Source organism: Bradyrhizobium sp. S69 (assembly GCF_009766005.1).
Taxonomy (GTDB): domain Bacteria; phylum Pseudomonadota; class Alphaproteobacteria; order Rhizobiales; family Xanthobacteraceae; genus Bradyrhizobium.
In genome coordinates this window covers 102,192-119,483 of record NZ_LMUK01000041.1, presented here as the reverse complement: position 1 = coordinate 119,483, position 17,292 = coordinate 102,192, and the positions used below count along the sequence as shown (strand labels likewise).

Here is a 17,292-nt window from a genome sequence, read left to right as displayed (position 1 = left end):
ACCAAGCCCGATTGGTCGTTCGACGATCGTTTCGACATCGTGGGGTAGCGCCTCGCTCTCTCGCTACCACTACCTTCCACAACCCACCTATTTCTCCGTCGCCGCTTTCAGGATCGGCATCAGCCGCGCGGCTTCGCTTCGCACGAGATCGGCCAGCGCTTTGGGGCCGCGGCGATCCGGTTCCACGAGTTCGGCGCCGAGGTCGGCCAACCGCTTTTGTACGGCGTCCTCGCCGAGGCCCTTGTTGAGGGCTTCCGCGAGTTTATCGATGATCGGCTTCGGCGTGCCTTTCGGGACGAACACCGCGTAGAACGGCGCGCAGTCGAATTCGCCCAGGCCCTGCTCGTGGGACGTCGGCACATCCGGCAACATCGGGCTGCGCTTGCTGGCGGCGATCGCCAGCGCCTTGACACTTCCGGCGCGGACCTGGGCCAGGGTGCCGAGCACCGGATCGCATTCATAGTCGATCTCGCCCGAGAGCATCGCATTCAACACTGGCGCGGTGCCGGTGAACGGCACCATGGTCGGCTTGATGCCGATCGCCGCATCCAGCAGCAGACAGCCGATGTAGGATACCGAGCCGACTCCGGCGTGCCCGACGTTGAGCTTGCCGGCATTGGCTTTGGCATAGGTGACGAATTCGCCGAGGGTGTTGGCGGGAAAGTCTTTGCGGACCACCAGCAACTCAGGGTATTCGGCGGTCAGTCCGATCGGCTCGAAATCCTTCTGCACGTCGTAGCCGAGATCGGGGTAGAACGCCGCCGCCAGCGCATTGGTGCCCATGTGGCCGGAAAGGATCGTGTAGCCGTCGGGGGCCGCACGCGCGGCGCGAAGCGCACCGATGGTGCCACCGGCACCGCCGACATTTTCCACCACGAATTGCTGGCCGAGATAACGGCTGAAAATATCGGCGACAATCCGCCCCGTGATATCGGCTGGGCCGCCGGCCGCGAACGGAATGATCATCGTGACAGGTCTGGCGGGATAATCCTGGGCCTGCGCGCCATTCATGCCAGCCATCATCAGAACAACGGCCGCTGCCATCCATCGCCTGGTCATGATCGCTCCCTGACGTCATTTTGACGCAACCATAGGCCGGTTCCAGCGTCCGGCAAGCCGTCGCCGGCCAAGTTGTCGCGGGCCATGAATCCCAAGGCGCGTATCCGGGCCAATACGGGTGCCGTTGTATCGCCCGTCGAAGGCGGCTATGCGTTTCGTGCCTTGGCAGCTGACCTCGGCGACCGGAACCGCAAGGCTCGCCCCTTCGTTCAACTTGGCATTCGTTCGCGACAAGGAGGATATCGGTTGGGCGGATTAAGGGTCATCGGCGACATCGGCGGTACCAATGCGCGTTTTGCGTTGGCGCAGAACGGCGCCTATCAAAACCTCGTGCACGTCGGAGTCGGACAATACGCCTCGCTGCATGATGCGCTGACGGCCTATATCGAAGGCTTGGCGCCTTCGCTGCGGCCGAGCGAAGCCGCGCTTGCGATTGCAGGTCCGGTGTTCGGCGATATGATCGCGCTGACAAATCACGGCTGGACGTTTTCGATCTCCGAGCTGAAACAGAGCCTGCAGCTGTCATCGCTGGCGGTGATGAACGACTTTGCCGCCACCGCCCTGTCGGTGCCGTATTTGCGGGCATCTGACATTTTTCTGGTCGGACCCGAATCCGCGGAGGCAAAGGGCCCCATCGGTGTCATCGGGCCGGGAACCGGTCTTGGCGTCAGCTCGCTGATACCGGTCGGCGAGAACTGGGCGCTGGTGCCGGGCGAGGGCGGTCATGTCACGCTTGCTGCGTCCACTAAAGAGGAGGACGCCATCATCGCGGTGCTTCGCACCCGCTTCGAGCACGTCTCGGCGGAACGGGCGCTGTCGGGCGCCGGGCTGGTCAATCTGTACGAGGCGCTGTGTTCGATCGCAGGCGTTGCGGCGGCGCCGCTGACGCCGGCGGACGTCACCAATCGCGCCATTTGCGGGACGGACGCGACCTGTGTCGACGCGTTCGCTCACTTCTGCCGATTTCTCGGCACGGTCGCGGGCGACCTCGCGGTGACGATCGGCGCGACCGGCGGCATTTATATCGCCGGCGGCATTCTTCTGCGTTTCAAGGAAGCCTTCGCGGCGTCGCCGTTTCGGGAGCGGTTCGAAGACAAGGGTCGCTTCAGCGGGCTTTTGCGCGGTATTCCAACGCGGCTTATCCTGGACGAGTCGCCGGCGCTGTCAGGACTGGCGAATTCCCCCCTCTGACCCTCGATCCCGCTTCCACGGAGAAACCATGTCCCGCATCTCGATCAAGACGAAAAATGACCTGCCGGCGGAACTCGCGCCGCTGTGGGACAAGATGACGACCTATGGCGCATTTGAAAACCAGGCCGGCGTGATGGCGCACCGGCCGCCGATCTTCAAGCACGTCTGGTCGCTACTGGTCGATCTGGCCGACGACGCGGTGGTGTCGAAGCGTCATCTTGAACTGGCGCTGGTGACGGTCTCGCTCTTGAACAAATGCACCTATTGCGTTTCGCATCACGCGCCGAAGCTGGCGATCCAGGGCGTTTCGGAAGAAGGCGCCGAGCGGCTGCTCGATTACAAGGATCATCCGGAGCTCGATGCCGTCGACAGGCTCGTCGTCGAATATGCCATCGCGGTCACCAACAACTGGAACAAGACCCGCGACGAGGTCTTTGCGCGCCTGCGGGAACATTTCTCCGAAGCCCAGATCGTCGAACTGACGTGGCGCATCGCGCTGTGCGGAGCGTTCAACCGTTTCAACGACATCCTGCAATTCGATATCGAGCAGGGCGTTCCGGTTCGCGAGGCCGCCGAATAGATCGGTCTATAGCGTTTTCGAGCCAACGGGTCGCGCGAATGCGCGTCCGATGACAGGCTCCGTGGCCGCCGGTTCGCGTGAAGAAAACGCGTCAAAATAAAAACCAGAGCCGGCTCTGATTTGATGTCGCGCCGCAGCAACATGTTTCGGCCGTTGGCCACGCGTCGATCCCTGTTATTGTTTGATTGGGCCGCCGCGAACTCCATCTCGGCGGATAGCTGCCGAGCAAAAATAACGGTAGGAGGACTGCAAGCATCCGGCATAGATTTGAAAAAAATAATGCGGGATGGGGGAAGCGATGCTTCAGTGGATGCGGGAACTCACGCCGGGTGAGCGGCGGACCATGGCGGGCTGCTTTGGCGGCTGGTCGCTCGACGCGCTCGATGTGCAAATCTACAGCTTCGTCATTCCGACCCTGCTTGCAACCTGGAACATCTCGCGCGGCGAAGCAGGCTTGCTCGGAACCATTACGCTGGTGGTCTCGTCGTTTGGCGGCTGGTTCGCCGGCGCACTGAGCGATCGCTATGGCCGGGTCCGCGTCTTGCAGATCACCGTGCTGTGGTACGCGGTCTTCACCTTCCTGTGCGGCTTTGCGCAAAATTTCGAGCAGTTGTTCGTGCTGCGCGCGCTGCAGGGCCTCGGCTTTGGCGCCGAATGGTCGGCCGGCGCGGTGCTGATGGGCGAAATCATCCGCGACAAATATCGCGGCCGCGCCGTCGGATTCGTGCAGAGCGGCTGGGCGGTGGGCTGGGGCACGGCGGCGCTATTGTACACGCTGATGTTCGCGGTGCTGCCCGATGTCGTCGCCTGGCGCGTGATGTTCTGGATCGGGCTGACGCCCGCGCTGTTGGTGCTGTGGATCAGGCGCCGCATGAGCGAGCCGGAGATCTTCAATGCGCGCCGCGCTTCCGGCGCCGGCGGCTTCAGTCAGGCCTTCACGGTGTTGCGGCCGCCCTATCTCGCCACCACGGCAAAGGTCGCGCTGATGGTGACGGGCGCGCAGGGCGGCTCTTACGCGCTGTCGGTCTGGCTGCCGACCTATCTGAAGACCGAGCGCGGCCTGAGTTCGCTGAACACCGGGTCGTATCTGTTGATCCACATTTTCGGCGCGTTCCTCGGTTTCATCGCCGGCGCGTATCTGTCCGACCTGATCGGCCGCAAACGGACCTTCATCGTCTCCGCGGTCGGTTCGATGATCTGCGTCGCGATCTATCTGGCGGCGCCGATCGGCGACGGTCTGATGCTGGTGCTTGGCGCACCCCTCGGCTTCATCCTCTATATGATGTTTTCCGCGATGGGTCCGTTCATGACCGAACTGTACCCGACGGAGGTTCGCGGCGCCGGACAAGGCTTCTGCTACAATTCGGGCCGCGCCATCGGCGCGCTGTTTCCGGCACTGGTCGGATTTCTGAGCGGAAAGCTCGGGTTGGGCGGCGCGATCTTGCTGTTCGCGTTGCTGGCCTATGGCTTGATGCTAGCGGCGTTGGCGATGCTGCCGGAGACCAAGGGCCGATCGCTTGCTTCGATTGTGCCGGATGGGCTAACGCCATTGCGGCCATCGCCGGCCGGAATGCAGGATAAGCTCGCAGGATAGACTCGCAGGAAAAACTCGTATGACAAAACCTTGTTTGCCGCCTCGCGCGGTGACGTCGGCGCCGCGTTGGCAGGCGCCGGCCAGCTCAACCGATTGTCACTTCCACATCAATGGGCCGTACGAGCGTTACCCATTGAGCCCGGGCCGTTCCTACTCGCCGCCGGAAGCGACCGTGCCGGCCTATCAGGCGATGGCGCGCGCCATCGGCATCGACCGCATGGTGATCGTGCAGCCCTCGACCTTCGGCACCGATAACCGCTGCACCCTGGATGCCGTCGAATTGCTCGGCCGGGATCATTCGCGCGCCGTCGTGGTCATCGACGAGAGTGTGGATGACGCTCAGCTCAGGCAAATGCATGCGCAAGGCGCGCGCGGGGTGCGGTTCAATGCGGTGAGCGGCAACGGCACGCCGCTGGCCCAGCTGGAAAGCCTCGCCGCCAAGGTGGCGCCGCTCGGCTGGCACATCCAGTTTTACACCCATGGCGCGCAGATCGCCGATCTGGCCCCGATCATACGAAAGCTGCCGGTGACGGTGGTGCTCGATCACATGGCCGGCGTGCAGGGCGATCGGGGCACGGCCAGTGCAGAATTCCGCGCCGCGGTCGGCCTGCTGCAATCGGGCCAAGCCTACGTAAAACTTTCGGGCTATCGCAGCTCGGTCAAGGGTTATCCCTATGAGGACGTCGCAGCACTGGCGCGAGGCTACATCGACGCTGCCCCCGATCGTTGCGTATGGGGCACCGACTGGCCGCATCCGAATTTGTTCGGCGCAACGCATATGCCGGATGACGGCCAGCTTCTCGATCTGCTCGGCGAATGGGCGCCGTCGGACCAACTGCGCCGCAAGATCCTGGTCGACAATCCGGCCCGGCTATACGGCTTTCCGACCTAGAGCATTTCTGGTTCTGATGGAATCAGAACCAGGCTCTAGACTCTTATTTTGACGCGTTTTCTTGACGCGAACCGGTACCCACGGAGCCTGTCATCGGGCGCGCATTCGCGCGACCCGTTGGCTCGAAAACGCTCTAAACGCGGGGGTAATGATCAGGCGCGATCCGGCACGGCTTGATGGGGCCTGAACAAACGGCCTTTTTCGGCGACTGCGACAACGGCCAGCGCCGCCAGCGCGCACAGGAAAAACCCGGTCGCGAACGGCAGCAGCGTCCCGTTATAGTCCTGGCCGATCACGGTGCCGATGCCGATCCCGAGCATTGTCGTGATCGAGCCATATAAAGATGAGGCGGTACCCGCGATATGGCCTTGCGGCTCCATCGCCAGCGCGGTGAAATTGGCGAACACCATGCCGAACGCAAACATCATCAGCGCGCCCAGCGCCATGAACAGCGCCAGCGGCAGCATGCCGGTCTTCTCGGCCACGAACATCGTGGCGCCGACCGCAACGAACCCGACCAGCGCGCTATGCGAGATCACGCGCATGCCGACTTTGCCGACGATGCGCGAATTGAGAAATCCCGCGATGGCCACGCCAACCGCCATCGCGGCGAAGGCCAGCGGAAAATAATGCCCGAGCTGGTAGATGCCGGTGAAGATCTGCTGCGACGAAAACACGAAGGCAAACAGCGCTCCCTGCACGCAACCCGCCCCGAGCGCGTAGCCGATGGTCTGCCGGTTGGTGATGGTCTGGCGGAACGCACTGAGGACGTCGCGTACCGTCAGTGGCTTGCGGTCGGCTACCGCCAGCGTCTCCGGCATGCGCAGCGCGCTCCAGATCAGCGCCAGGATTCCGTAGATCGTCAGCACGACGAAGATGCCGCGCCACTGCGTCAGCAGCATCACCGCCTGGCCGAACGACGGCGCGATCACGGGAACCGCGATGAAAACCATCATCGCCAGTGACATCACGCTGGCCATGCGGCGCCCGGCGTAGCAGTCGCGCACGATCGTGGTCGCGATCACGCGGGTGGCGGAGGTTCCCAATCCCTCCAGCACCCGCGCCAGCAGCAGCATCTCGAAGGAGGACGCGGTGATCGCGAGCACGCTGGCGATACAATACAAAGCCATGCCGTCGATCAGTACCGGACGGCGTCCGAACCGGTCCGACAACGGCCCCATCACGAATTGGCCGACGCCGAACCCGATCAGGAAGGTCGACAACACCATCTGCGGCCGGTTGGCGGCCTCGATGTGGAATGCCGAGGCGATGTTCGGCAGCGCCGGCAGCATCATGTCCATCGCCAGCGGATTCAACGCCATGATCGAGGCGATCACGATGACGAATTCGGGAAAGCCCATCGGGCGGTGGGTCGATGAAACCCAACCATTGGCATTGACGTCGGTCACGTAGCGCACCTCGCTGAAGCAGCTATCTAGGGGGCGATGCTGCACTGCACAAGATGCTTTCCGAGATACCTGCCCCGTTGAGAAACGGGTCTCAAAAGCTCGGCGCGCAGCCTCGGGCCCAGGCGCTTGACTTTGCGGGGTGGTGGCTAGAGTTTCACCGCCGAAACCGCGCCCTCGGAGAGATCATGACGCTTGCGAACTACGAACAAACCGCCCTCGACCACCCCTCCCAGGCGTCCCGCCCTGACCTTCGCGAGCCAAACTCTTCCAAAACAAGCTCTTCCAAGATTTGGACCGTCGAGGAAGCCGCGGCACTCTACAATCTGCCGTTCAACGACCTGCTGTTTCGGGCGCAGACCGTGCACCGTGAGAACTTCGACCCGAACAGGGTTCAGCTCAGCCGGCTGTTGAGCATCAAGACCGGTGGATGTCCGGAGGATTGCGCTTATTGCAGCCAATCCGTGCATCACGAATCGGGCCTGTCGGCCTCCAAGCTGATGGAAGTCGAGCGTGTCATCGCGGAAGCCCGCACGGCGCGCGACGCCGGTGCGACCCGCTATTGCATGGGCGCGGCCTGGCGCAACCCCAAGCCCCGCGATATGGAGGCCGTCGTTGCGATGGTGAAGGGCGTCAAGGCGCTCGGGATGGAAACCTGCATGACGCTCGGCATGCTCGATCGCGCGCAATCCGAACAACTGAGCCACGCCGGCCTCGATTACTACAATCACAACATCGATACCTCCGAGCGCTATTACAGCGAGATCATCACCACGCGGAATTTCACCGACCGGCTCGAGACCCTCGATAACGTCCGCGCCGCCGGCATGAAGGTGTGCTGCGGCGGCATCGTCGGCATGGGCGAACTGGCCGACGACCGCATCGCGATGCTGACCACGCTGGCCAATCTTCCGGAGCATCCGGAGAGCGTTCCGATCAACATGCTGATTCCGATCCCCGGCACGCCGCTGGCGGATGCGACGCCGATTTCGCCGATCGATTTTGTGCGTACTGTCGCGACGGCCAGGATCATGATGCCGGAATCGGTGGTGCGGTTGTCCGCCGGGCGCACCGCGATGACGGATGAGATGCAAGCGCTGTGTTTCTTTGCCGGCGCCAATTCGATCTTCGTCGGCGACACCTTGCTGACGGCGGGCAATCCCGAAAACGACAAGGATATGGATCTGTTCCGCCGGCTCGGGTTGCAGCCGATGGAGCTGGAGCCGATGGGACAGGAAGGCGCGCCGTAACGGCGACGTGCCTCGATAAATCTCTACCGGGAAGAAACGAAAACAAGACATGAATGGCACAACGGCCTCCCACGCGTCGGGAAACAACGCGTCGACACTCGAATACGACTACATCATCGTCGGCGCAGGATCGGCCGGTTGCGTGCTCGCCAATCGCCTCAGTGCCGATGGCAAGAGCTCGGTGCTGCTGCTGGAGGCCGGTCCAAAAGACACCAACCTCTGGATCCATGTGCCGCTCGGATACGGCAAGCTGTTCAAGGACAAGACCGTCAACTGGATGTACCAGACCGAGCCGGAGCCGGGCCTTGACGGCCGAAGCGTGTTTCAGCCGCGCGGCAAGGTGTTGGGCGGATCGAGCTCGATCAACGGCCTGTTGTATGTCCGCGGCCAGCACCAGGATTACGATCGCTGGCGGCAGCGCGGCAATGCCGGATGGGGCTATGACGACGTGCTGCCGTATTTCAAGAAGGCGGAAAACCAGCAACGCGGCGCGGATGATTTCCACGGCGCCGGCGGGCCATTGCCGGTGTCCGATTCACGCCATGCCGATCCGCTTTCCGGTGCGTTCATCACGGCGGCCGCGGAAGCCGGCATTCCCACCAATCCGGATTTCAACGGCGTGAGCCAGGAAGGCGCCGGCTGGTTCCAGACCACGACGCAGCGTGGCCGGCGCGCCAGCGCGGCGTTTTCGTATCTTCGCCCAGCGCGAGGCCGAAGCAATCTGCATATCGAGACCTCGGCGCTGGCGCAGCGCATCCTGTTCGAGGGACGTCGTGCCCGGGCCGTCGAGTACCGGCAAGGCAGCACCGTCAAGACGGCGCGGGCGCGGCGGGAAATCCTGGTCTCAAGTGGCGCGTATAATTCGCCGCAATTGCTGCAACTGTCCGGCGTGGGTCCTTCGGATCTCCTCAACAAGCACGGCATCGGCGTCGTGCTCGATGCGCCCGGCGTCGGCAGCGATCTGCAGGATCACATGCAAGTCAGGATCGTGATGCGCTGCGCGAAAAAGATCACGCTCAACGATGTGGTCGCCAGTCCGGTCCGCCAGATCATGACCGGTGTGCAATATGCGCTGTCGCGCACCGGCCCGTTGACCATCGCCGCCGGCACCTCCGGGGCGTTCTTCAAGACCAATCCGCGTTTGGCGACGCCGGATATCCAGGTTCACTTCCTGCCCTTCTCGACCGACAAGATGGGAGAGAAGCTGCACGCGTTTTCCGGCTTCACCGCTTCGGTCTGTCAGCTCCGTCCCGAGAGCCGCGGCTCGCTGCGCATCAAAAGCGCGGATCCGACCGTGCCGCCGGAAATCCGCATCAACTATCTCGCCACCGAGACCGACCGCACCACCACTGTCGAAGGCCTGAAGATCCTGCGCAATATCCTGCGTGCGCCGGCGCTGAAACCCTATGTGGTCGATGAGTACGACCCCGGCCCGAAGGTTGCGACCGACGAGGAGCTATTGGCCTATTGCCGCCAGCGCGGCAGCACGATCTACCACCCGACCTCGACCTGCCGGATGGGCAACGATCCGCTGGCCGTGGTCGATCAGCGGCTCCGGGTGCGCGGCATCGAAGGCTTGCGCGTGGTCGACTGTTCGGTCATGCCGGACCTGGTGTCGGGCAATACCAACGCGCCGGTCATCATGATCGCCGAAAAAGCCTCCGACATGATTTTGGAGGACGCGCGGTAACGCCGGCGCTCTCGGGGGCCGCGTTTGCTTCCCGGGCCCGCTGGTTTTATCGTGCCGGCCGCGGAGGGGGCGTCATTTTGGCGCGGCCTCGAATGGAGCATGAGTGGTGGCAATTCGCCTGCGGATCGGAACGCGCAAGAGCGCCATGGCGCTGGCGCAAACCGAGGAGATTGCCCGCCGCCTGACCGCGGCCGCGCCCGACCTCGACGTCGAGATCGTCAAGTTCGAGACGACTGGCGATTCCGACCAGATCGGCAAACTGTTGCCGCATGGCGGCAAGGGCGGCGCCTTCGTTGCCGAAATCCGCCAGGCGGTGTTGTCGGGGCAATTGCAGGCGGCGATGCATTCGCTCAAGGACATGCCGGGCAATGAAGAAACCCCGGGCCTCGTGATCGGCGCCACGCTGGCGCGCGATCCGGCTGAAGACGTGCTGGTCGTGCGCGCCGGGGTATCGATCGACCAGATCCGGAAAACGCGCGGCAAGGGGTTCAAGATCGGCACCAACGCGGTGCGGCGCGCAGCCTATGCGCGGCGGCTGTTTCCCGAGATCGAGGTGATCCATTATCGCGGCGCCGCCGACACCCGCGTGCGCAAGCTCGATGCCCTGGAATTGCAGCGGCTGCCTGACGGCGGCGCGGTCGGACCGGCGGACGCGCTGATCATGGCGCGCTCGGGGCTCGAGCGCGTCGGCCTGGCGGGCCGTATCGCCTATCAGTTTTCGGTGCAGGAAATGCTGCCGGCGGCGGGGCAGGGCATCGTCGCGGTGGAATGCGCCGCGCAGGATTGGCAAACGCGGCGACTTCTATCGTTGATCGATGACGCCGCCGCGCGCCAAAGCGCCGATGCCGAGCGCGAGGTGTTGTGGGTGCTCAACGGCCATTGCAATTCGCCGATCGCGGGATTTTCCACGATCAAGGGCGCGACAATGTCGCTGACGGCTTCGGTGCTCGACCTCGATGGCGGCGTGTTCATCGAGGCCTCGCGCTCCGGCCCCGCGGACCGCCCACGCGAACTCGGCCGCGCGGTCGGTCTCGATCTCCTGGACAAGGGCGCCGCCGACATCATCGCGCGCAGCCGGCCGGTGTGATCAGCCCTTATATGCGCGCACCCGCTTCAGCATCTGCTCGACATGCGCGATCGGGGTTTCCTGCTGGATGCCGTGGCCGAGGTTGAAGATCAATCGGCCACCCGCGTAATTCGCCAGTACGTCGTCGATCGAGCGGTCGAGCGCGTCGCCGCCCGCGATCAGCGCCAGCGGATCGAGATTGCCCTGCACGGCGACGCGGTTTTGCACCCGCTCGCGGATAAAGGATGGTTCGGCTGCCCAGTCGATGCTGACGGCATCGACGCCGGTGGCCTCGATATAGGCCGGCAGTTGCGCGGCCGCGCCGCGGGGAAAGCCGATGATCCTGGCGCCCGGGACTTGCCGGCGCACGCCTTCCACGATGCGCCGGGTCGGCTCGATCGACCATCGCTGGAATTCGCGCGGCGGCAGCACGCCGGCCCAGGTGTCGAAAATCTGCAGCGCATCGGCGCCGGCCTTGAGCTGGCCGAGCAGATATTGAATCGAATTCTCCACCAGCGTGTCGATGATGCGGGCGAATGCGTCCGGCTCGCGATAGGCCATCATGCGCGCCGGGGCCTGATCCGGCGTGCCTTGCCCGGCTACCATGTAGGTGGCCACCGTCCACGGCGCGCCGCAGAAACCGATCAGCGCGATCGTGGAATCGAGTTCGCGGCGCACCCGGCGCAGCGCCTCATAGACCGGCTCGAGTTTGCCGAAGTCGGCATCCGCCGCCAGCGTCGAAACCTTCGCCGCGGTGTCCAGCGGATCGAGCCGTGGGCCTTCGCCGGCCTCGAAACGTACGGCGCGGCCGAGCGCATGGGGAATGACCAGGATATCCGAGAAGATGATTGCGGCGTCGAAGTTGAAGCGGCGGATCGGCTGCAGCGTGATTTCGGCGGCGTATTCCGGCGTGAAGCACAGATCGAGAAAGCCGCCTGCCTTGGCGCGCAATTCGCGATATTCCGGCAGATATCGGCCGGCCTGCCGCATCATCCAGATCGGCGGCACCGCCTGACGGCGCCCCGAAAGTACTTCCATGAAGGGTTTAATGGGAGGATTTTGCGGCAATCGTCGGTCCAGCATGTTCGGGAAGCGAATTGTCGCTTCTGATACACGCCAAGGCGGGTTGGGCCAAGCGGGTTGGACCGGAAGATTGTCGGTTAGGCGCTGGTACGATGATGCAAGTACCGGGGCGGCCCATGCTGGGCCGCCTGCGGCATTGCATTGTGGCGGGGGCCGGCTCTACCGGTTGGTTTCGTGCCTCATTCCGGTGCACGGATTGCGGCGCCGCTCCATGCCGTTCCAGGAATCGGTGAGCCGATCGAGACCCGAGCCCTGATCGGCTTTCCGGGATGGATCATCGGTGCCTTGCGAAGGGAGGGGCATGCTCGGGCCGCCAACGACGGCATTGTCGATCGCGAGGTGCCGATAATATTCCAGCACGGCGACGCGCAGGCTGGATGACAAGTTCGGCGTGGCGCGTTGACGCGCGACCTTGTCGATGAAATCGCCGATGGTCACCTTTTCCATCTGGACGATGGCGTGAAGGCTGTTCCAGAAGCTGTCTTCGAGGCTGATGCTGGTTCGCCGTTTTTTCACGATCACCGATCGTTTCCGGCTGGCATTTAATTCCATGGGAGAGTTTTCCATTTTCAAAATCCAGTTGGGTTCGAGTTCAGGACCGGCGATCCAGGTTAAACGACACGCCGAGGAGACAATCGTTACGCCACACCACTAGACAGCGCCGGCGGATCTGTTCGCCGTCGATTTCGAGATCAAACGAGAAGGGAAGCGGAACGTCGCTGTCGAGAACGAGCCCGGCGCCGCCGGTCGAGATGTTCAGCACGAAACATCCGATGCTGGTGTCCTGGAAGTGGATCACTCCGTCCTTGAGGAGAACTTTGCGCGGGCCATCCGCCTGGTAACTCTTCAGCATCTTCTGCACTTTCCGATCCCCGATATTCGATTCCTGCACCGGCTTAGTTCTCACTCGACTCAGTTCACCAGCACCGCCCCGTCGCAACGCACTCCGGTGACCCAGACGTCGGCCTGCCCGATCCCGACGCCCAGGGTTTGCAGCAGCGAGGCCAGCAATTGATCCACCGGACTGGTGACACCGGCGAGGATGCCGGCCACGGTCGCGCCGAGGCCCGGAATCGGCAGCCCGAGGCCGATGATGGTGACGTTGAGCGAGAGGTTGCCGAGCAGGCTGGACGTCAGCGACGAGGTGAAGTTGGTCGTCGTCACCGTCTGAGGGGTTTGCGCCTGGATCTCCGGGTAGGTGAAAGTGACGTTGGTGGGCGTGGTATTGCCCATGTAGGCGTTGGCGCGGCCGCTCACGGTGATGAGGCCCAGATTGACCAGGGTCGCAGGGGGTGGATTGGGCGCGGTGGTGAAGTTGTTCATATCGGCCATCGTGACGTTGCCGATCCAGGCGTTGACGATGCCCGGCGTCACGCCGAGCGTCACGGTGGAGGTGGAGATGTTCGGAAAGCCGCAATTGACGGCGTTCAGCGTCGCGGTTCCGGAAGCAACCTCGACGTAGACCGGAAGGTTGACGGCAGGAACGGGGCCGGCCCCGAGCAACTGGATCGACAGCAGCACGCGCGTTTGCGCGGTGTGCACGCTTGCACCCGCGGAGCCGACCGCCAGCCAGCTCGACCCTTGCGCTCTTTCGCCAATGGTCACGACCAGCGACACGCTGGCGATGCCGGGCAGCGAAATGGCCAAGCCCGTGGCAATTTGATGGGTGCCATTGGCCACCTGCGCGGTCGCGTTCAATAGCTGGAGCAGCGAGACGGCCACTCCCATCTGCGGCGAGGTGCCGGCAGTAAGACCCCCGTAGGGGCCGACATCGATCAGCGACCCCAATTGCATCTGCGTGGTGACGGTGTTCATGGCCTGCGAGATGGTGGAAAGGGCCGTCGTTGCGCTGCTGGCGCCGTTGGCGACTTGCTGCGCGCTCAACATTGCGGCGATGATATCGGAGACCTTGAGATTGGCGCTCAAGATCTGGCTGTAGGTCGCCGCGGTCAGATTGACGCGCGTCGCGACCGCCGACAGAAAGCTGAAGGCGTCGATGTTGACGCTGGCCAGGGAATTATAGTCCATGACGGAAAGCGACAGCGTCGTTCCCAGCATGCTGCCGAGCACGGCGTTGAGCACGCCGCCGTTCACCGAGAGCAGGCGTGAACCGATCGCAAACGCAGCCATCTGGGTAGTGGCCGCGGTTGCGGTAGTGGTAATGTTGTATTGATTTGCGCCGGTGATGTAATGCGCGAAATATAGTGGAGTCTGGGTCGTCATCGTGACGCGTGCCGCGTTCGGAGTACCTACCGCGGGTGTTACGAAGCGGGCTTGCGGGGAAATCGCCGAGTTTGCGGTATAGGTGCCCAGTACGACCGACACCAGATCGCTGGCCGGGTAGTTGTTTTTGGTCACGGTTGCGGTGGCGGCGTTGGTCGCGTTGGTGAGATTGCTCGCGGCGACGATCGCGGCGAGATCGGTGGTACTCTGGGTCCTGCGCTTGTCAGTGAAGATCGATCCGAGATCGACCCCCAGTGCGGCGCAACCGATTACCACTGTCATCAGGCCCGCGGCCATGATCGCGAAGTTGCCCCGCTCGTCGCTGCAAAAGCGTCTGAAGTGCGACCGCATCATCTCTCTCCTCAGAATCCGCCGAATGGAATGGCTGCCGAACGGACGATGGTACGCGACGGCGCCGGCACGAAGGGCAGCGAGTAGATGAACATGCCGGACGCGTTGTAGGTGACGGTCACGACGAACACGTTCGGATCGGAGGGCGATGTGGCCGCGTTGACGCTGACGCTATTGGCGGAAATCAGCGGATAGGTGCCGACATTGGTGCTGACGTAGCTGGTGGCGAGGCTGCTGCGCTCGGTGGCGCTCATTCCGGCGATCGATGAGCGCGCCGCCTCTGCGGCTAATTGTTGCAGGCCATGGACCACCGCGAGGTAAGAACCGAATATCACGATGCCGAAAACCATCGCCAGAAACAGCGGAAGCAGCATCGCAAATTCAACCGCGCTGGCGCCGCGCCGGCACAAAAGCAGTTTGATCATCGGACACTCCTACCTCCAAGGTGGTATGGAGCATCCCAAGGTTGTGTGAAGACGGCTTATATGGATCGTTTTGCGATTTGGGGTGCGTGATCGGCAACGATGGCTCGAATGAATTCTATGAGGAGATCAATATCGTTGATGCCACCTCGGAGAATCGAACGCCACGGTCTACAAAACGGAACGCCTTGCCGTGCCGACATTTGACGCGCTAATCTGACCTGGCGCGAATCTTTGAACCACTCAATCTTGGTGCGAGCTCAAAAAATCGACGTTAACAGGAACGTGACGCAATTGATTAGGAACGACTCTGCTATAAACAACCGAAGGTTTTTATATTTTATATATCGATAAGGTCTTATTGGTCAGCTCGGGTGAGGGTCCAATGCACCGACGTCATCAACACTTGAATATTCCGATCGAGATCGTGCGTACGGTGGTAGCTATATCCGAGACCGGCAGCCTGTCGAAGGCCGGTGATCGGCTCGGGCTCAGCCAGCCTGCGATCAGCTCGCAGATCAAACGGCTACAAGGCCTGATGGGCGGCGCGCTGTTTCTGAAGACGGCGAATGGAACGACCACCACGGAATTGGGAAAGCTCGCGCTGCTACAGGCGCGGCGAATCCTGGAAGCCAACGACCAGTTGTTGCGGCTCGGTGGTAATACCGACGGCACCCAGCCGTTGCGGCTTGGATTGAGCACCTTGTTCGTGCAGCGATTCATTCGCAATCAAACCGCCGGTTCGCTCAACGATATCTTCGTTCACACCGATCATTCGGTGCCGATCGGAAGGGGCGTGATCGACGGCTACATCGATATTGCCTGCATCTTCGAGAACCCGGCGATCGAGACCGAAATCGAGCAGCTTGTCATCAACCGGATGAAAGACCCGCTGGTGTGGGTCCGCGCCAGGAATTTCGTTCTGAGCCCGGGCGCACCGATTCCGATTTTGACGTGGCCTGGGGACGACTGGATGATTCGCACCCTGACGCGGCACGGCATCTCCTACAAGATCGTGTTCAACAGCCCCGATTATCAGGCCAAGCTCGCCGCGGTCGAAGCCGGCATCGGCCTCACCGCGGTGCCCGCGAGCATGGTCCCGGCCTCCGTGGTCCGGGCAAGGGAATACTACCTGCCTGAACTTCCGCCGATCGAAACGCTGCTTTGCGCGCGCCTCGGGCTCGAGACGGACCAGGCGACCGCGTTGCTGAAGCAATTATCGGCGATGTTTTTCACGCCCGCGCCCGCCACCGCCGTCGCCAGCTGACTAGGGCGCGGAGTTTGGTTCGCGAGCTTCGACTGAAGAGGTCTCGGCCGAATCAGTAATGCGGCGGCGGCTCGTTGGTGGCGCCGGGCACCCGTGCCTCGGCCTCCTGCAAGCGCTCGCTCATACTTGCGAGCTGGCGCGTCAGCGCATCGATCTTGACCCATTGCTGCGTGACGGTCTTGTTCAGCGTCTCGATGGTTTCGTCCTGAAAGGTCAGCCGGGTCTCCAGCAGGTCGATGCGCTCGGCAAGCGCTTTGATATCGGGTGGCTTGATATCGCTTGTCTCGATATCGCTTGTCTTGATGTCATTCATCGGAATCAGACTTCGTTGGGCGCTCGCGCAAGCCAGTTTCTCGCAAACCAGTTTCTCGCAAACCATGGCCGAGCGCGACCCGCTCGTCGAACACGAAACATTCGCCGCGCCAGCGGCTCTCGGCTTCCGGCACGCCTTCGATATACTTCAAAATCCCGCCCTTGAGGTGATAGACCTCGGTAAATCCACGCGCGAGCAGATAGGCGCTGGCCTTTTCGCAGCGGATGCCGCCGGTGCAGAACATCGCGATCCTGCGATGCCTGGCCGGATCGAGATGATCCGCGGCGAAGTCCTTGAACTGGCCAAAATTCCCGATGCCGGGGTCGAGCGCGCCCTCGAACGTGCCCATCGCGACTTCGAAGGCGTTGCGGGTGTCGATCACGAGCGTATCGGGCGCCGCGATCAGCGCATTCCAGTCAGCGGGATCGACATAGATGCCGACCTGCCGGGTTGGATCGGCGCAGCCATCGCCGAGCGTGACAATTTCCTTTTTCAGCCTGACTTTCAGGCGCTGGAACGGCATCGCCGCGGCGGTCGAGAATTTTAGCTCGAGATTGTCGAGCCGGCCGCCGAACAGGGCGCCGTCGCGCAATTCGCCGATCAAGCTGTCGATGGCGTCGGGCTCGCCGGCCAGCGTGCCATTGATGCCTTCATGGGCCAGCAGCACGCTGCCCTTCAGCCCCAGTTCGGCACAGACCGCGCGCAGCGGCTCGCGCAACGGCCGGAAATCCGGCAGCGCGGCGAATTGATAGAAGGCGGCGACCTTGTACGGCATGCCGGGGGTTTATCAAGCCAGCGGCCGGGGGGAAAGATCATCGCCTAATCAACAAATATTGCCTCATTCCGGCCTCCGCCGCGGCGACGCATGAGGGTTGTCCCTGCAAGCATTGCTCAGCGCGGCCGGA

The 17,292-nt window shown here is 62.8% G+C and carries 17 protein-coding genes; 8 read left to right on the top strand and 9 right to left on the bottom strand.

Annotated elements, in window-relative coordinates; genetic code table 11:
• Window positions 1-87 precede the first annotated feature (87 nt).
• On the bottom strand, window positions 88-1,059 hold the full coding sequence (locus GSQ88_RS17945) for a Bug family tripartite tricarboxylate transporter substrate binding protein (RefSeq protein WP_159009076.1): 972 nt from the start codon (window positions 1,057-1,059) through the stop codon (window positions 88-90).
• A gap of 246 nt (window positions 1,060-1,305) precedes the next feature.
• Here GSQ88_RS17945 and glk point away from each other — a divergent pair, with 246 nt between their 5' ends.
• The 4 genes from glk to GSQ88_RS17925 all read left to right on the top strand — a co-directional run bounded on the left by glk (window position 1,306) and on the right by GSQ88_RS17925 (window position 5,316).
• The gene (glk, locus tag GSQ88_RS17940; RefSeq protein WP_246784855.1) at window positions 1,306-2,250 is read left to right on the top strand and encodes a glucokinase; all 945 of its coding nucleotides are present in this window, start codon (window positions 1,306-1,308) and stop codon (window positions 2,248-2,250) included.
• A 28-nt stretch (window positions 2,251-2,278) separates the two neighbouring features.
• Window positions 2,279-2,830 (top strand): carboxymuconolactone decarboxylase family protein, encoded by a 552-nt coding sequence (locus tag GSQ88_RS17935; protein ID WP_159009074.1) that lies wholly within the window; start codon window positions 2,279-2,281, stop codon window positions 2,828-2,830.
• A 298-nt stretch (window positions 2,831-3,128) separates the two neighbouring features.
• Complete coding sequence (locus tag GSQ88_RS17930; RefSeq protein ID WP_159009073.1) at window positions 3,129-4,424, top strand: MFS transporter; 1,296 nt, start codon at window positions 3,129-3,131, stop codon at window positions 4,422-4,424.
• A gap of 19 nt (window positions 4,425-4,443) precedes the next feature.
• Window positions 4,444-5,316, top strand: coding sequence for an amidohydrolase family protein (locus GSQ88_RS17925; protein WP_159009072.1), 873 nt, complete (start codon window positions 4,444-4,446; stop codon window positions 5,314-5,316).
• Window positions 5,317-5,468: 152 nt separating this feature from the next.
• Here GSQ88_RS17925 and GSQ88_RS17920 read toward each other — a convergent pair whose 3' ends face one another.
• Entirely contained in the window at window positions 5,469-6,725 is a 1,257-nt protein-coding gene (locus tag GSQ88_RS17920) for a multidrug effflux MFS transporter (RefSeq protein WP_174248047.1), read from the bottom strand.
• Window positions 6,726-7,012: 287 nt separating this feature from the next.
• Between GSQ88_RS17920 and bioB the strand changes: the two genes are divergently transcribed.
• From bioB to hemC, 3 genes are all read left to right on the top strand, one after another.
• Window positions 7,013-7,972 carry a biotin synthase BioB gene (bioB, locus tag GSQ88_RS17915; protein ID WP_246784887.1) on the top strand — a complete coding sequence of 320 codons (960 nt, stop codon included), beginning with the start codon at window positions 7,013-7,015 and terminating at the stop codon, window positions 7,970-7,972.
• 49 nt (window positions 7,973-8,021) lie between these two features.
• Window positions 8,022-9,662 (top strand): GMC family oxidoreductase, encoded by a 1,641-nt coding sequence (locus GSQ88_RS17910; protein WP_159009070.1) that lies wholly within the window; start codon window positions 8,022-8,024, stop codon window positions 9,660-9,662.
• A 106-nt stretch (window positions 9,663-9,768) separates the two neighbouring features.
• Complete coding sequence (hemC, locus tag GSQ88_RS17905; protein ID WP_159009069.1) at window positions 9,769-10,749, top strand: hydroxymethylbilane synthase; 981 nt, start codon at window positions 9,769-9,771, stop codon at window positions 10,747-10,749.
• Here the strand turns inward: hemC and hemE are convergent, their stop codons facing one another.
• The 5 genes from hemE to GSQ88_RS17880 all read right to left on the bottom strand — a co-directional run bounded on the left by hemE (window position 10,750) and on the right by GSQ88_RS17880 (window position 14,810).
• Window positions 10,750-11,811: a uroporphyrinogen decarboxylase gene (hemE, locus tag GSQ88_RS17900; protein WP_502706741.1), complete on the bottom strand. Its 1,062-nt coding sequence runs from the start codon at window positions 11,809-11,811 to the stop codon at window positions 10,750-10,752. It abuts the gene before it with no gap.
• A gap of 159 nt (window positions 11,812-11,970) precedes the next feature.
• On the bottom strand, window positions 11,971-12,333 hold the full coding sequence (locus GSQ88_RS17895) for a ribbon-helix-helix domain-containing protein (protein ID WP_159009067.1): 363 nt from the start codon (window positions 12,331-12,333) through the stop codon (window positions 11,971-11,973).
• 70 nt (window positions 12,334-12,403) lie between these two features.
• Window positions 12,404-12,664: a PilZ domain-containing protein gene (locus GSQ88_RS17890; protein ID WP_159009480.1), complete on the bottom strand. Its 261-nt coding sequence runs from the start codon at window positions 12,662-12,664 to the stop codon at window positions 12,404-12,406.
• Window positions 12,665-12,723: 59 nt separating this feature from the next.
• Window positions 12,724-14,385 (bottom strand): pilus assembly protein TadG-related protein, encoded by a 1,662-nt coding sequence (locus GSQ88_RS17885; protein ID WP_159009479.1) that lies wholly within the window; start codon window positions 14,383-14,385, stop codon window positions 12,724-12,726.
• An 11-nt stretch (window positions 14,386-14,396) separates the two neighbouring features.
• Window positions 14,397-14,810 carry a TadE/TadG family type IV pilus assembly protein gene (locus GSQ88_RS17880; protein WP_159009066.1) on the bottom strand — a complete coding sequence of 138 codons (414 nt, stop codon included), beginning with the start codon at window positions 14,808-14,810 and terminating at the stop codon, window positions 14,397-14,399.
• Window positions 14,811-15,192: 382 nt separating this feature from the next.
• On the opposite strand from GSQ88_RS17880, the gene GSQ88_RS17875 reads away from it, so the two are divergent.
• Window positions 15,193-16,074 (top strand): LysR family transcriptional regulator, encoded by an 882-nt coding sequence (locus tag GSQ88_RS17875; RefSeq protein WP_246784854.1) that lies wholly within the window; start codon window positions 15,193-15,195, stop codon window positions 16,072-16,074.
• Window positions 16,075-16,126: 52 nt separating this feature from the next.
• Here the strand turns inward: GSQ88_RS17875 and GSQ88_RS17870 are convergent, their stop codons facing one another.
• A complete protein-coding gene (locus tag GSQ88_RS17870; protein ID WP_159009065.1) occupies window positions 16,127-16,387 on the bottom strand; it encodes a SlyX family protein in 261 nt (86 codons plus the stop codon).
• Window positions 16,380-17,162 carry an oxygen-dependent tRNA uridine(34) hydroxylase TrhO gene (gene trhO, locus GSQ88_RS17865; protein ID WP_159009064.1) on the bottom strand — a complete coding sequence of 261 codons (783 nt, stop codon included), beginning with the start codon at window positions 17,160-17,162 and terminating at the stop codon, window positions 16,380-16,382. The genes GSQ88_RS17870 and trhO overlap by 8 nt, the downstream gene beginning before the upstream one ends.
• Window positions 17,163-17,292 lie beyond the last annotated feature (130 nt).